General features: G+C 71.1%; 14 protein-coding genes. 2 read left to right on the top strand and 12 right to left on the bottom strand.

The annotated features are described in order from the left end of the window. Positions 1–3 precede the first annotated feature (3 nt). From ACGFMK_RS03470 to ACGFMK_RS03430, 9 genes are all read right to left on the bottom strand, one after another. The gene (locus ACGFMK_RS03470) at positions 4–183 is read right to left on the bottom strand and encodes a hypothetical protein (RefSeq protein ID WP_323329160.1); all 180 of its coding nucleotides are present in this window, start codon (positions 181–183) and stop codon (positions 4–6) included. A gap of 66 nt (positions 184–249) precedes the next feature. After that, positions 250–1,512: a GAF domain-containing protein gene (locus tag ACGFMK_RS03465; protein WP_392758065.1), complete on the bottom strand. Its 1,263-nt coding sequence runs from the start codon at positions 1,510–1,512 to the stop codon at positions 250–252. A gap of 103 nt (positions 1,513–1,615) precedes the next feature. Next, entirely contained in the window at positions 1,616–2,620 is a 1,005-nt protein-coding gene (locus ACGFMK_RS03460) for an alpha-ketoacid dehydrogenase subunit beta (protein ID WP_392758063.1), read from the bottom strand. Between the two features lie 11 nt (positions 2,621–2,631). Then, positions 2,632–3,528 (bottom strand): thiamine pyrophosphate-dependent dehydrogenase E1 component subunit alpha, encoded by an 897-nt coding sequence (locus ACGFMK_RS03455; protein WP_392758061.1) that lies wholly within the window; start codon positions 3,526–3,528, stop codon positions 2,632–2,634. Next, positions 3,525–4,559 carry an ATP-NAD kinase family protein gene (locus tag ACGFMK_RS03450; RefSeq protein WP_392758060.1) on the bottom strand — a complete coding sequence of 345 codons (1,035 nt, stop codon included), beginning with the start codon at positions 4,557–4,559 and terminating at the stop codon, positions 3,525–3,527. The genes ACGFMK_RS03455 and ACGFMK_RS03450 overlap by 4 nt, the downstream gene beginning before the upstream one ends. Before the next feature lie 251 nt (positions 4,560–4,810). Further along, positions 4,811–5,035 carry a heavy-metal-associated domain-containing protein gene (locus tag ACGFMK_RS03445; RefSeq protein ID WP_392758058.1) on the bottom strand — a complete coding sequence of 75 codons (225 nt, stop codon included), beginning with the start codon at positions 5,033–5,035 and terminating at the stop codon, positions 4,811–4,813. Positions 5,036–5,100: 65 nt separating this feature from the next. Continuing rightward, complete coding sequence (locus ACGFMK_RS03440) at positions 5,101–5,304, bottom strand: cold-shock protein (protein ID WP_013222289.1); 204 nt, start codon at positions 5,302–5,304, stop codon at positions 5,101–5,103. A gap of 208 nt (positions 5,305–5,512) precedes the next feature. Beyond that, positions 5,513–5,683: a hypothetical protein gene (locus ACGFMK_RS03435; RefSeq protein WP_392758055.1), complete on the bottom strand. Its 171-nt coding sequence runs from the start codon at positions 5,681–5,683 to the stop codon at positions 5,513–5,515. Positions 5,684–5,898: 215 nt separating this feature from the next. Further along, positions 5,899–7,557, bottom strand: coding sequence for a thiamine pyrophosphate-binding protein (locus ACGFMK_RS03430; RefSeq protein ID WP_392758608.1), 1,659 nt, complete (start codon positions 7,555–7,557; stop codon positions 5,899–5,901). 134 nt (positions 7,558–7,691) lie between these two features. Between ACGFMK_RS03430 and ACGFMK_RS03425 the strand changes: the two genes are divergently transcribed. Beyond that, entirely contained in the window at positions 7,692–8,972 is a 1,281-nt protein-coding gene (locus ACGFMK_RS03425; protein WP_392758053.1) for a hydroxyacid-oxoacid transhydrogenase, read from the top strand. Beyond that, on the top strand, positions 8,966–9,379 hold the full coding sequence (locus ACGFMK_RS03420; protein ID WP_392758052.1) for an acyl-CoA thioesterase: 414 nt from the start codon (positions 8,966–8,968) through the stop codon (positions 9,377–9,379). Before ACGFMK_RS03425 ends, ACGFMK_RS03420 begins: the two co-directional genes overlap by 7 nt. Before the next feature lie 201 nt (positions 9,380–9,580). On the opposite strand, the gene ACGFMK_RS03415 is transcribed toward ACGFMK_RS03420, so the two are convergent. The 3 genes from ACGFMK_RS03415 to ACGFMK_RS03405 form a co-directional block, all read right to left on the bottom strand. After that, positions 9,581–11,617 carry an ATP-binding cassette domain-containing protein gene (locus tag ACGFMK_RS03415; protein WP_392758051.1) on the bottom strand — a complete coding sequence of 679 codons (2,037 nt, stop codon included), beginning with the start codon at positions 11,615–11,617 and terminating at the stop codon, positions 9,581–9,583. After that, positions 11,614–13,281, bottom strand: a complete 1,668-nt coding sequence (locus ACGFMK_RS03410; RefSeq protein WP_392758049.1) for an ABC transporter ATP-binding protein — start codon at positions 13,279–13,281, stop codon at positions 11,614–11,616. Before ACGFMK_RS03410 ends, ACGFMK_RS03415 begins: the two co-directional genes overlap by 4 nt. Positions 13,282–13,409: 128 nt before the next feature. After that, positions 13,410–13,556 (bottom strand): SapB/AmfS family lanthipeptide, encoded by a 147-nt coding sequence (locus ACGFMK_RS03405; protein ID WP_392758047.1) that lies wholly within the window; start codon positions 13,554–13,556, stop codon positions 13,410–13,412. Positions 13,557–13,571: the final 15 nt, after the last annotated feature.

Here is a 13,571-nt window from a genome sequence, read left to right as displayed (position 1 = left end):
CCCCTACTTGTGGGTCAGGCTGGTGATCAGCTCGACGAGGATCAGCCGGTAGGCGATGAACGCCACCAGCACCACCACGCCGACCACAGCGAGCCCGAGCACGGTCTTCCCGGTCATCTTTCCCCCACGGTTGTGTTCCGTCGCCTTGGCGATGGCCAGGCGGATGAGATCCGACTTGTTCATGGCGACGACGCTACGAACGAAGCGGGGTGGACCGGGACCGTCGGCGGGTGGAGCCGGGGGTGGAGTTCAGCCGCGGATGGCCGGGGCGAGCGAGTGCGGCAGCACGGCTTCGGCGTTCTCCGGCCGCTGGACCAGCACTTCGACGTCGTCGGCGAACCGGTACGGCTTCGCGCCGAGGATGCCGCCGAAGTGCCGCCGGAGCCGGGACATCTCGGCGCGGACGGTGACCGTGCGGCCGGCGTCGCCGAACAGGTCGAGCGACAGCTCGGACGCCGAGCGGCCGTCGCGGTGGCTGGCCAGCACGTACAGCATCTCGGCGTGGCGCGGGCTGAGCCGGTGCGTCCAGGTCCCGGCACCGCTCGTCACCGTCAGGTCGGGTTCGCGGGGTGACCGGACGTCCAGGACGACCCGGGTGAGCGGGGCGGCTTCCTCTTCGGTCAGCCGGATCAGCCAGCCGCCCGGCACCGGTTCCACCGCGACGCTGCCGTACGCCGGCAGCCACGCCCGGCCCGGCGTGAGCCCCGAGGGCAGGGCGATCCGGTCGACCGGCGCGAGCCCGGAGGCCGCGGCGACCCAGCCGTGCTCGTCGGCCACGACGGCCGGCCCGCCGACCTTCGCGAGCACCGGGACGGCGAAGCCGCGAAGGCGTTCCAGCTCGGTGAGGTGGGTGGTGCGCAGCTGGGTTTCCGCCAGCCGCGTCACGGCGTCGACCAGCGCCAACGTCGACGCGTGGACGGTCGACGCCGGACCGGAGAGATCGACGACCCCGAGCAGGCGGCCGTCGCGCGGGTCGTGCAGCGGCGCGGCGGCGCACGTCCAGTAGTGCTGGACCCGGACGTAGTGCTCGGCGGAGTAGACCTGCATCGCGCGGCGCGTGACCAGCGTGGTGCCGATCGCGTTGGTGCCGACGGCTTCCTCCTGCCAGTCGGCGCCTTCGACGAACCCGACCCGGTCGGCCCGGCGGCTGACCGCGGCACTGCCGTCGCGCCAGAGCACGTGCCCGCCCGCGTCGACGATCACCATGATGTGCGCGGCCTGCTCGGCGAGGCTGGTCAGGCCACCGCGCAACGTCGGCAGCGCTTCGGCCAGCCCGCTGGCGCGGCGGCGCCCTTCGAGCTGTTCCAAGGTCAGGACGGGCGCGGTGGGCGAGCCGTCCGGGTCGATGCCGAGCCGGCGCATCCGTTCCCAGGACGCGCTGATCACCGGCCGTGGCCTGGTGGGCAGCTCCCGGCCGGCCACCGCCGCTTCGTGCACCCGCGTGAGGACGCGCGCGTGCTGCCGGGGGTCGGCCCCGGCCGGCAACGCTGCCTCGAGGTCCCGCTGACCCAACCGCCGCTCCTCGCGCTCGACGCCCCCAGTCTGCCTTTTCGGCCGGGTGATCGGTAGGTGGGGACAATCTCGCCAAGTTGTCCGGAAGCGGACAAGGACCGGATCATCTTTTGTAGTCCACGACCGCCTTCGCGGCGTTGAGGACCTTCTGCGCGTCCGGGATGTAGAGGTCCTCGAGCGCGTCGGAGAACGGCACGGGGGTGTGCGGCGGCGTCACCATCTCGATCGGCGCCCGCAGCGAGCCGAACGCCTCCTTCGCGACGAGCGCGGAGATGTCCGTCGCTAGGTTGCAGCGCGGCGAAGCCTCGTCGACGACGACCAGGCGCCCGGTGTTCTCGACGCTCTCCAGGATCGTGCGGGTGTCGAGCGGGCTGGTGGTGCGCGGGTCGATGACCTCGGCCTCGATGCCGGTCGCGGCCAGCTCGTCCGCCGCCTGCCGAGCCATCGCGACCATGCGGCCGATCGCGACGATCGTGACGTCGTCGCCGTCGCGGACCACGTTCGCCTGGCCGAACGGGATCGTGTAGCTGTCCTCCGGCACCTCGCCGCTGGTGTCGTAGAGCGCCTTGTGCTCGCAGAAGACCACCGGGTCGTCGTCCCGGATCGACTGGATGAGCAGGCCTTTCGCCTCGTACGGGCTCGACGGCACGACGACCTTCAGCCCGGGGATGTGCGTGAAGATCGGGTACAGGCACTGCGAGTGCTGCGCCGCGGCCCGCAGCCCGGCGCCGTACATCGTGCGGATCACCACCGGCGTGCGCGCGTTGCCGCCGAACATGTACCGGAACTTCGCCGCCTGGTTGAAGATCTGGTCGAAGCAGACGCCCATGAAGTCGATGAACACGAGCTCGGCGACCGGCCGCTGGCCGCGCGTCGCGGCACCGATCGCCGCGCCGACGAACGCCGACTCGGAGATCGGCGTGGTCAGCACCCGGCCGGGGAACCGGTCGACGAGACCCCGGGTGGCCCCCAGGATGCCGCCCCGGGTGTCGTCGTCGTTCACGCCGCCCGCGTTGTCCTCGCCCATCACGATCACGGACTCGTCCCGGATCATCTCCTGCGTGAGCGCCTCGGTGATCGCCTCGCGGTAGCTGATCGTGCGGGCCATGGCGCGCTCCCTCAGTACGAGATGTAGACGTCGGTTTCCAGGTCTTCCCAGGTGGGTTTCGGCGCGGCTTTCGCCGCGATGACGGCGTCTTCGATGAGCTTCGCGATTTCGGCGTCGAGGTCGTCGAGGACTTTTTCGGACAGCTCTTCGCTCTCGGTGACCCGGGCGCGGAACCGCTCGAGGCAGTCGAGGTTCCGGCGGCGGGTGAACTTGACCTCGATGAGCGTCGGGCCGCCGCCTTCGCGGGCCCGGCCGATCGCCTCACCGGCCGCTTCGTGCACGGCGAAGAAGTCGAACCCGTCCACGATCACGCCGGGCATGCCGAAGCCGGCGGCGCGGTCGGCGATGTTGTCCGACGCGACGGACCAGTCGCTCGACGTAGCCTCGGCGTACCCGTTGTTCTCCGCGACGAAGATCGCCGGCAGGTTCCAGAGCGACGCGAGGTTCAGGGCCTCCAGCGTCGTCCCCTGGTTGCTGGCGCCATCGCCGAAGAACGCCACGCCGACGCCGCCGGTGTCCTGCTGCTTCGCGGCCAGGGCCGTGCCGCAGATCAGCGGCGGGCCGCCGCCGATGATGCCGTTGGCGCCGAGCATGCCCTTCGAGAGGTCGGCGATGTGCATCGAACCGCCCTTGCCGTGGCAGGAGCCGGTCCGGCGGCCGTAGATCTCGGCCATCATGCCCTTGACGTCGACACCCTTGGCGATGCAGTGGCCGTGGCCGCGGTGGGTGCCGGCGATCGTGTCACGGTGGTCGAGGTGGGCGCAGACACCGGCGGCCGAAGCCTCCTCACCTGCGTAGAGGTGCACGAACCCAGGGATCTCGCCGGTCGCGAACTCTTCGTGCACGCGCTCTTCGAAGGCCCGGATGGTCCGCATCGTGCGATACGCCTCCCGCAGGGTGTCCGTCATCGACGACGCTCCTTCCCTAGATCGGGTTCCGTACGCAACAAGCCCTTCCGCGCCGCCTCCGCCATGGCCGCCCGGACGTCCACGCACCACGGGCCGTCCGGCTTGAGCTCGACGAACGCGCTCTCGCCGAGCTTCAGTTCGAGTTCACGCTCGCCGTCGAGCGCGATCACGCCGCCCGCGGCGGCGAGCTCGACCCGCACGCCCGGCTGGAGCACCCCCCAGGCCCGCACCCCGACCGGCCGCACCAGCCCGGGCGCGATCGGCGCCTGCACGACGTACGGCGTCTCGCCGACCGGGCCGAGCTGCAGCGCGACGCCGTCCGGGCTCGAGCGCGGGCTCGGGCACAGCTGGCCGGCCACGCTGGAGAGGCCGATGCCGTCGGGTTCGGCGAAGGTGCAGTACAGCTCGGTGAGCGAGGCCGGATCCCACAGCGCCCGCGCGCCGATGTGCCTGCTCAGGGACACGCAGACGTCCACGAGCGCGATCTCGCGGCGCGCCTTGGTGACGACTTCGAGCATGCTGACCCGGTGCGTGACGAGGTCGGGATCGATCTGGCCGGTGGTGATCAGCCCGGCGGCCAGCCCGGCGACGGTCGCCTCCCGCATCTGCGGGAACGCGTTGTTGGTGCCGGTGGAAAGGGCGAGCAGGGGGACGTCGTCGCAGGCCGCCGCGGCGACCCGCGCGGTGCCGTCACCCCCGAGCACGACGATGACGCCGGCGCCGGCTTCGACCATCCGGCGCACGGCGTTGGTGGTGTCCTTCGCGGTGCCGCTGAGCGGGTCTTCGCCGAGGAAGTCGACGGTCGGCCAGGTGCCCCCACGCCCGAGCGCCCGCAGCACGGCGGCGGAGATCCCGCCGAGATCGGTGGACACGAGGGCGCGATCGACCCCGGTCACGGCGAAGGCGGCCAGCAGCCGCTGGACCATGTTCGCCTTCTCCGCGGTGGGGAACACGGAAGCCTGCGCGACCAGCCGGCGGATGTCCCGTCCCGACGCCGGATTCGCGACGATCCCCGCCACCGTTTCGCCCAACCTGACCTCCCGATTCCGCTTCGGGTACCAGGAGACTCCTCCAGGCGTGGTGCAGGGAAGGGTTGCAGGCCGTTGCAAGTGCGGTGCTGGGTGTAACAGGGGGGCGGCGAAGATCACAAAGGGGGGCCGAAGCCCGGGTGTGGCGCTGCCGCACCGCCGTTCGGCGGAACGACCCGACTTCAACCAATCGGCTCAGCCACGCATCGTGACCCCGGGACTGAGCAGTGTGGACTGTCCAACCGGGAGCCGTGCTACGGCACCAAGCTGACCGTGCCGGCGTAGGTGAAACCCGCCTCTTCCACGGCGCCGCGAACGGCGTCTTCAGCCAGTGCGACGTCGGCGCGCACCACGACCCGACCGGCCGGAACGTCGACGTCCACTTCGGTCACTCCGGGCAGTGCGGTGATTTCCTCGGTGACCGACTGCGCGCAGTGGCCGCAGCTCATCCCGGAGACGGTGTACCCGTGCTCGATCATGGTGGGAGAGTTTACGAAAAGGGCCGCCACCCCGAACGGGTGACGACCCTTTCCCAAGATCAAAGTCAGATCACGGTGACCGACGTGGCCTGCGGGCCCTTCTGGCCCTGGCCGATCTCGAACTCGACGCGAGCGTTCTCTTCCAGGCTCTTGAAGCCGTTACCCTGGATCTCGCTGTAGTGAACGAAGACGTCGCCGCCACCGTTGTCGGGGGTGATGAAGCCGAACCCCTTCTCGGAGTTGAACCACTTCACAGTGCCCTGAGTCATCAAAAATCTCCATGTGTAACACCAAAAAAACAGGAAGCCACTTCGGCACCCCGGGTCAGCACGGGGACGGTTTGCTTCCTCGGCGAGGAGACACTACGCCCGCGGGATTCTGCGAGCGTGACTCAACACGAACACAAAAATCGAGACCATCTGAAGTAAAGCACAGTTGACCTGCGCCGACAAGCCGTCTTCACCCGGGAGAGGTGAGCTATTCGCCACTCGCCGGGCGCAGCCCCTCGTTCGAGAACGGCGAACGCCAGGCCGTCTCGTGCTCGGCGACGACGACGGCGTCGTCGTGCGCCTCCGCGCTGGCGCTGAACAGCACCGGTACGACGCCGGACTTCCGCGCCGCTTCTGCGGCGTGCTGGTGATCGGCCACGTCGAAACTCCCCTCGTTCCCTGCCCGCTGCGATGCGGGTCATGACCGCGATGGTGCCATGCGGCACCGACAGAAACCCGGTTCTTTCCCGCCGGGACCCGGCCGGGAAGGTTCAGCGGCGAACCACCACCGGAACACCGCCAGATTACCTGACCCAACGCCGTGCTACCACTGAACATTCCCGGCGTTTCCCGGATCGAAACAGAGCAAAACCGTTACTGGGCGGGAGGTTGCGGGCGCGCCTGGCCCAGCAGGGCCGACAACCGCACGTCCGGCGTCACCACATCGGGGTCCGTGCGCACGTCGATGACGCACGGACGCTGCCGCACCAGCGCACTGGCGATGATCGGCTCGAGTTCCTCACGATCGTCCACCGTGTACCCCGCGGCCCCCAGTCCACGCGCCCACGATGCGAAGTCGGTCAACGGGATGGACACCCCGGAGAGCCTGCCGTGCGTGCGGGCCTGGTGCATGGCGAGGGCGCCGTGCAGGCCGTTCTGGAACACCACCACCATCACCGGCGCCCGGTACCGGACGGCCGTCTCGATCTCCTGGCCGGTCATCAGGGTCCCGGCGTCCCCCACCATGGCTACCACGGTCCGCCGCGGTTCGGCCAGTTTCGCCGCGACCGCGGCCGGCACGGCGTAGCCCATCGCGGCGTTGCTCGGGCCGAGCTGGCTGCGCGGCGCCGTGAAACACCAGTAGCGGTGCATGAACTGGGCGAAGTTGCCGGCGTCGCTGGTGACGATGGTGTCCTCGGGCGCCAGCTTGCGCAACGCCCGGACGACGTCCACGGGGTGGACACGGGTGTTCCCGCTGGTGTCGGGCGGGGTCATGAAGGTGTGCACCGCGGCGTTCGCCGCCGACGCCCGCCTTGTCCGGGGTGAGGCCACCGCCCGCAGCTCCCGCAGGAACGGCTCGACCTCGGAGTCCACCCGGAACGTCAGCCCCCGCCGCCGCGGGCTGACCTCGATGCCCAGCCCCACCATGACCAGCGTCTGCTGGGCCGTCGGGTAGCGGTAGTTCTGCGTCGTCACCTCGTCGAGCTGAGTGCCGAGGGCGAGCACGAGGTCAGCACGTTCCAAGGCGTCCAGCTGCCGCGCCGGGATGCCGAGCCCGAGGTGACCGGCGTAGCGCGCGTGGTTCTCCGGGAAGGCGTCCTGGCGCCGGAAGGCGTTGTAGACGGGCAGCGCGAGTTCGTCGGCGACCAGGATCAGCTCGTCGCGAGCGGCCCGGGCCCGCCCGCCGACGATGACCACGGGGTACTTGGCCTCGTCCACCAGTTGGGCCACGGCGTCCGCCGAACGGCCCAGCGTCCCGGACGCCGGCGGCCGCACCCGCGCCATCGGCTTCGCCGCGTCGTAGGGCATGCCCCAGATGTCGCAGGGCACGCCGAGCACGACCGGCCCCGGGCGTCCTTCCTGCGACGTCGTCAGCGCGTGCGCCAGCAGGCTCGGCAGGCTGTCCGGGTCCGTCACCCGCAACGTCGACTTGGCGATCGACTCGAACATCGCCGTCAGGTCCGACGTCGGCAGGTCACCGGCGGCCCACGTCGTCGGCTCGACGGCCGGCGTCTCCAGCAGGACCACCATCGGTGTTTCGTCCTGGTAGGCGGTCTGGACGCCGATCGCCAGGCTCGCCGCGCTCGGCCCGCGGCTGGCGAGCAGGACGGCGGGGCGCTCGGTGAGCTTGCCCTCCGCCTCGGCCATGAACGCCGCGCCCGCGTCGTGCCGTGCCGAGACCAGCGTGATCTCGCGCTCGCGCTGAAGCGCGTCGAGCAGTTCCAGGAAGGACTCACCGACCACCGCGTACACACGGCGGACCCGCGCCTCGGTCAGGATCCGTACGGCCGTCTGGGCGACGGTCGCTCCCAGTTGGTATCTAATGAGGAGAGCTTATGCGGGCACCGTTCAGTGCAGTCAAGTGATCTTGGCCGAAACCCGGTAAGGATGGACTGATTGTCCGCTTTGCCCGACTGGATCCGATCAAGGGAGCGAGGACCTGAGTCTTGGCCGCCACCGAACATGAAACCGTTTTTACTTACGGCGCACCGGCGTTGAAGTACGGCACCGGCGCCAGCGACGAGATCGGCTACGACCTGACGCAGTACGGCGCGCACCGGGTGCTCGTCGTGACGGACCCGCAGGTCGCCGCGACCGGTTGGCCGCACCGCATCGCCGACGGCATCAGGGGTTACGGCATCGAGACCGAGATCTTCGACGGCGTACACGTCGAACCGACCGATGTCAGCATGCAGAAGGCGGTTGACTTCGCCCGCGGAACCGGCCCGTACGACGCCTTCGTGGCCGTCGGCGGCGGTTCCTCGATCGACACCGCGAAGGCCGCGAACCTGCTGACCAGCAACGACGGCGACCTCATGGACTACGTCAACGCCCCGGTCGGCGGCGGCCGCGCACCGGACCGCCCGCTGAAGCCGCTCGTCGCCGTGCCCACCACCACCGGCACCGGTTCGGAGAGCACCACCGTCTGCGTGCTGGACGTGCTGTCCCTGCGCGTCAAGAGCGGGATCAGCCACCTGCGGCTGCGCCCCACCCTCGCCGTCGTCGACCCGCGGCTCACCGTCAGCCAGCCCGCCGGCGTCACGGCCGCGAGTGGCATGGACATCCTGTGCCACGCCGCGGAGAGCTACACCGCCAAGCCGTACACCGAGTTCGACCGCAAGCGCCCGGAGCAGCGCGTGCCGTACTGCGGCTCGAACCCGCTGGCCGACATGTTCGCCGAGCAGTCGCTGCGGCTGCTGTCGTGGGCCCTGCCCGCCGCGGTCGCCGACGGCTCGGACCTCAAGGCGCGCGAAGCCATGGCGCTGGCCGCGACCTTCGCGGGTCTCGGGTTCGGCAACGCCGGCGTGCACATCCCGCACGCGAACGCGTACCCGATCGCCGGGCAGGTCAGGGATTTCCACCCGGACGGCTACCCGGGTGAGGAACCCATGGTGCCGCACGGGATGGCCGTGTCCTTGACCGCGCCCGCCGCGTTCCGCTTCACCTTCGACGCGGCACCGGACCGCCACCTGCGGGTCGCCCGCCTGCTGGCGCCCGACTTCGAGTGGCCCGGCGACTTCGCCGACCACCTGCCCGCGGTGCTGATCGACCTGATGCGGCGGATCGGCATCCCGGACGGCATCGGTGCCGTCGGCTACACGGAGTCCGATGTGGACTCACTCGTCGAGGGAACCCTGAAGCAGCAGCGGTTGCTGGCCACCGCACCCCGCGAGGCATCCGAAGAGGACCTCGCCGGCGTGCTGCGCGAGTCGGTGTCCCTGTGGTGAACGGCTACCCGCACTGGCAGACGGTTCCGTTGCGCTGGAAGGACAACGACGTCTACGGGCACGTCAACAACGTGGTGCACTACTCGCTGATGGACACGGTGATCAACACGTGGCTGATCGAGCAGGGCGGCCTCGACGTCGAAGCCGGGGCGGTGATCGGGCTGTGCGTCGAGTCGCACTGCGGGTATCACTCATCGGTTTCCTTTCCTGGAGCGTTGCGGGTGGGCCTGCGGGTGGCGCACCTGGGGAAGTCGAGCGTGCGCTACGAGATAGGGATGTACGCCGCCGACGAGTCGCTCGTCGCGGAGGGCCACTTCGTGCACGTGTTCGTGGACCGCGAGTCACGCCGGCCGGTTCCGGTGTCCGGCAAGCTTCGCGAGGCGCTGGAGGCACTACAGCCCGGATGACCTGTCGCGCCGGTTGATCTCCTGTGCTTCCGATCATGCACGACACCACCGACAAGAATCGGCAATGGGCGCGAGTTATCCACATGTGGTGACAAGAAGGGCGAGTTATCCACAGATTCGCGACGAGGGCTTCCGCGGCGGTTCGGCGACGGTAGCGTGGACGGCATAGAAAATGTCCACAGTGGACGGGTGGTCGGACGGTCAGCCGGCCCGCGCGGTACGCGGAACCGGCGAAGGCCGCCGCGGCGGTTGAGCATCAGCGGAGCGGCTCGCGGCACCGTCGGCGGGATCGCCTGCCGAAACCGTGGCGGTGCCACCGGCGGGATCGTCCACAGCGGATGCAACGCCGAATCCGGCGGGCCTGCCTGCAGCGGCGCCACCGGCACCGGCAGCTGCCCCGGCCAGGCCGGCCGAACCACCCGCTGCTGCGGCCGCGGAGTCCGCGCCGACCGCCCCGGCGGTCGCGGTGCTGCCTGCAGCCGCAGTTGTTCCGGCCGTCACCGCCGGCCGAGCGTCTTCGGTAGCTGCTCCCCCAGCCACCGGCGTCGCCCAGGCCTGCATGAGTTCCGCGTAGCGCGGCGACCGCACCAACAGGTCGGCGTGACGGCCCACCGCGGTCTCACGGCCGTCCATGACCAGGACACGGTCCGCGCGCAGCGCGGACGAAAGCCGGTGCGCGATCACCACCAGCACACCACCCCGCGCGGCGAAGGCCCGCTCCGCGCGGGCTTCCGACACCGGGTCGAGATGGGAGGTGGCTTCATCGAGGATCACGAACCGCGCCGAACCGGCGTACACCCTGGCCAACGCGAGCAACTGCGCTTCGCCCGCGGAGACGCCTTCGCCGCCGTGGCCGATCTCGGCGTCGAGACCGCCCAACCGGTGCAGCAGCGCACCCGCGCCCACTGCCGCCGCGGCGGCGGTGAGCGCGTCGTCCGAGGCTGAGGGGGCGAACAGGCCGACGTTGTCGCGGACCGTTCCCGCGAAGACGTACGCCTCCTGCGGGATCAGCGCCACGAGCTCGTGCCGCAGCGCGGCGGGCACGTCCCGGACCGGGACGCCGCCGAGCAGCACCCGGCCTTCCTGCGGTGTGAGCATGCCGGTCAGCAAGCCGGCCAGTGTCGACTTGCCGATTCCGCTCGGGCCGACCACGGCGAGGTGCTCCCCCGGCCGCAGCCCCAGGTCCAGACCGCGGACCACGGGTTCGGCCGTCGTGCCCCAGCCGAACGTCAGGGCGTGGACCCGGACGTCGGTGCCACGCGGCGTCGCCGTGCCGTCCTGCTTGTCGGGCAGCTCGGCCGTCTCCGACAGACGGCGGAGCGCGACCAGCAGGCGCAGCACCACGGTGCCGGCCGTGGCGGCGAGGCCGCGCAGCGCCGGTTGCATCGTCGTGGCCAGGTAGACCAGCGCGCCGAGCGCCGCGCCCGCGCTCAGCTCACCACTGGCCACCAGGCCCGGGGCGAGCGAGAGGGCGAGCAGCAGCGGTACGAACCCGCCGAGCGAGATCACCAGCGACCGGAGGGCACTCGACCGCGCGACCCGCACGGCGGCCGCGGCTTGGGCGTCGACGGCGTCGTAGACCGCCAGTGCGGCGATCGGCTCGGCGCCGCAGGCCACGACGTCGCGCATCCCGGCCAGGGACGCGCCGGCCGTCGCGGCCGTGTGCTCGTCGGCCAGGGCCAGCGCGCGCTGACGGCGTGCCAGCGAAGGAAGGAGACAACCGAACACGACTAGAGAGGCGACCACCGGCACCGCGACCGGGAGCACCAGCGCGCCGGCGACGGTCATCAGCCCGGCCAGCGCCGAGGCCGTCGTCACCAGCATGGCGCGGGCCTGCACCAGCAGCCCGGCGGTCGCGTCGCGGACGACCTCGACGTGCTGGGTGATCCGGGCGACCCCGCTCGAGTCCGGTTGGTTGCGCGGCGGGGACTCGTCGTGCAGAACGCCACGCACGACGGCCGTCACGAGCGCGTCGCGCAGCGGTTCGACGACCTTGCCGAGCTGGTGCCAGACCATCCGCGAGCCGAACGCGCCCAGCACCGCGGCCAAGCCGAACAGCGCCAGCCAGCCGAGCCCGGAGCCCGGGTCGCCGACGGCGAAACCACGATCCACGGACAGCTCGACCAGCCGTCCCGAGAAGAAAGCAGGGAGCCCTTCGAGCACCGAACACACGAGCAGCACGACGCCACCACGCCACTGCCCGGTGAGCGCGGACCAGTACAACCGGCGCAGGCTCACTCGTCGTCCTCCGTGAAGACGCAGCGGTACCCCGGCTCCTGCCAGAGGGCTGCGTGCGGGGCGACCGCGCGGATCCGGCCCTCCTCCAGCCAAACCACGAGGTCCGCGCGGGCGGCGGTGCCGGCCCGGTGAGTCACGACGACGCGCGTCCGGCCGGGCAGCGCGGCGGCCAGGTCGCGCTCGACCGCGGCCTCGGTGACCGTGTCGAGGCTGGCCGTCGCGTCGTCGAAGATCAGCACGCGCGGGTGGTGCACGATGGCGCGGGCCAGCCCGAGGCGCTGGGCTTCGCCGCCCGACAACGGCGTCTCGGCCAGCGGGGTGCGGTAGCCGTCGGGCAGGCGGACGACGACTTCGTCGACCTGCGCGGTCCGGCAGGCGCCGCGGATCGCGGTCTCGCCGGCCCACGTGCCGTAGCCGACGGCGTCGGCGACCGTCGCGCCGAGCAGCGCGGGGCGTTCGAAGGCGTAGCCGACCACCGCGCGCAGCTCCTCGCGGCGGATCAGGGAAAGGGGACGTCCGTCGAGCAGGACGTGCCCCTCGTCGGGCGTGACCAGCCCGCCGAGCACCCCGGCGAGCACGGACTTCCCCGCGCCCGAACGGCCGACGACCGCGACGCACGTGCCGCCGGGGATGGTCAGGTCGACCTCGGCCAGCGCGCCCGTGACGCCGACGTGCCGCAAGTTGAAGGTGCCGTCGCCGGGCAGCAGCGGGAGCTTGCCGGGTGTGGGTTCGGGCTCGTCGAGGACTTGGACGAGCCGTTCGGCGCAGCCGCGCGCCCGCGACAGCATGGTGAGCAGCGGGATCTGGGTGACGAGGCCCAGGGCGAGGGCGACGTAGCCGAGCGTCGCGACGACGCCGCCGACGCTGAGCCGGCGGTCGAGCACGCCGAAGCCGGCCGCGGCCAGCACGGCCAGCTCGACCGCCGGCGTGAGCAGGCCCGCGCGCCAGACCATGCGGGCCTGCGTGCGCCAGATGCCCATCCCGGCGAGGGTCAGCTTCGGCAGCGGGCGCAGCACACGTTCGGCTTCGCGGTCGGCGGTGCCGGACGCGGCGATCGTGCGGAGGCCCGCGACGGCGTCGACCATCCGGGCCGCGAGCTCACCGGAAACCTGTTGGTAGGCAAGGACATCGTCGGCGGTGTGTTTCAGATGACTGCGGGCGAGCAGCAGTCCGAACGGGATGCTGCCGAGGAACACGAGCGCGAGCCGCCAGTCCAGCAACGCCAGCAGCACCACGGCGCCGGACGAGATGACCAGCATCGAACCGCACTGGACGACGATCGTGACGACGCCGCCCGCGCCGACGCAGTCGCCGGTGAGCCGGCTGATCGCGTCGCCCTCGGCGACCTTCGAGCGGGTGCCGAGCGAGAAGAGCTTGTCCGAGAGCGTGCGGCGCAGCCACGCGGACGCGGACGCGGTCACGCGGGTGGTCAGGATGCCGCCGACGACGTCGGCGGCGATCTCCGCGCTGCCGACGAGCAGCAGCCAGGAGACCTCGGGTCCGCTGGGGCGGCCCGCGACCACGGCGTCCACCGCGGCCGCGAGCGCACTGGGCAGGAGCAGCCCGGCCGCGGTGGCGACCAGGGCCGTGACGACGATGGCGGCGAGTCTCGGTCGATCGAGGCCGGCCACCCGGGCCAGCAGCCGATCGGCGGAGCCGCGCATCTCACTCCTTCGGACGAGGTACCGCGAAGGCGGTTCCGGGGCCAGAATGAACGTGCGGGAGCGGCGCACTTGGCCTGTGCCGCTCCCGCACTGTTCACCTAGGCACTACTTGCGTGCGAACCGCCAGGTCAGTGGCAGGTCAGCAGCGAGAGCGTGCTGTTGGTGCAGGAGGCCAGCAGGCTCAGGTTCGACGGCGCGCCGCCGTGACCGCCGCCGTGACCACCGTTGAGCACCTCGGGGGTCTCCAGCGCCTGCAGCTCCAGAACGAGTTCCATGGATGTTCCTTTCGG

The organism is Amycolatopsis sp. NPDC049252 (genome assembly GCF_043197175.1).
In the GTDB taxonomy this organism is placed as follows: Bacteria; Actinomycetota; Actinomycetes; order Mycobacteriales; family Pseudonocardiaceae; genus Amycolatopsis.
This window is presented reverse-complemented; position numbering and strand designations above follow the sequence as displayed.

What these genes read in the sequence shown, in the direction of transcription:
- ACGFMK_RS03410 (WP_392758049.1), bottom strand. Translation starts at nt 13,281, where the DNA reads ATGCGCGGCTCCGCCGATCGGCTGCTGGCCCGGGTGGCCGGCCTCGAT.
- ACGFMK_RS03455 (WP_392758061.1), bottom strand. Translation starts at nt 3,528, where the DNA reads ATGACGGACACCCTGCGGGAGGCGTATCGCACGATGCGGACCATCCGG.
- ACGFMK_RS03460 (WP_392758063.1), bottom strand. Translation starts at nt 2,620, where the DNA reads ATGGCCCGCACGATCAGCTACCGCGAGGCGATCACCGAGGCGCTCACG.
- ACGFMK_RS03405 (WP_392758047.1), bottom strand. Translation starts at nt 13,556, where the DNA reads ATGGAACTCGTTCTGGAGCTGCAGGCGCTGGAGACCCCCGAGGTGCTC.
- ACGFMK_RS03445 (WP_392758058.1), bottom strand. Translation starts at nt 5,035, where the DNA reads ATGATCGAGCACGGGTACACCGTCTCCGGGATGAGCTGCGGCCACTGC.
- ACGFMK_RS03470 (WP_323329160.1), bottom strand. Translation starts at nt 183, where the DNA reads ATGAACAAGTCGGATCTCATCCGCCTGGCCATCGCCAAGGCGACGGAA.
- ACGFMK_RS03440 (WP_013222289.1), bottom strand. Translation starts at nt 5,304, where the DNA reads ATGACTCAGGGCACTGTGAAGTGGTTCAACTCCGAGAAGGGGTTCGGC.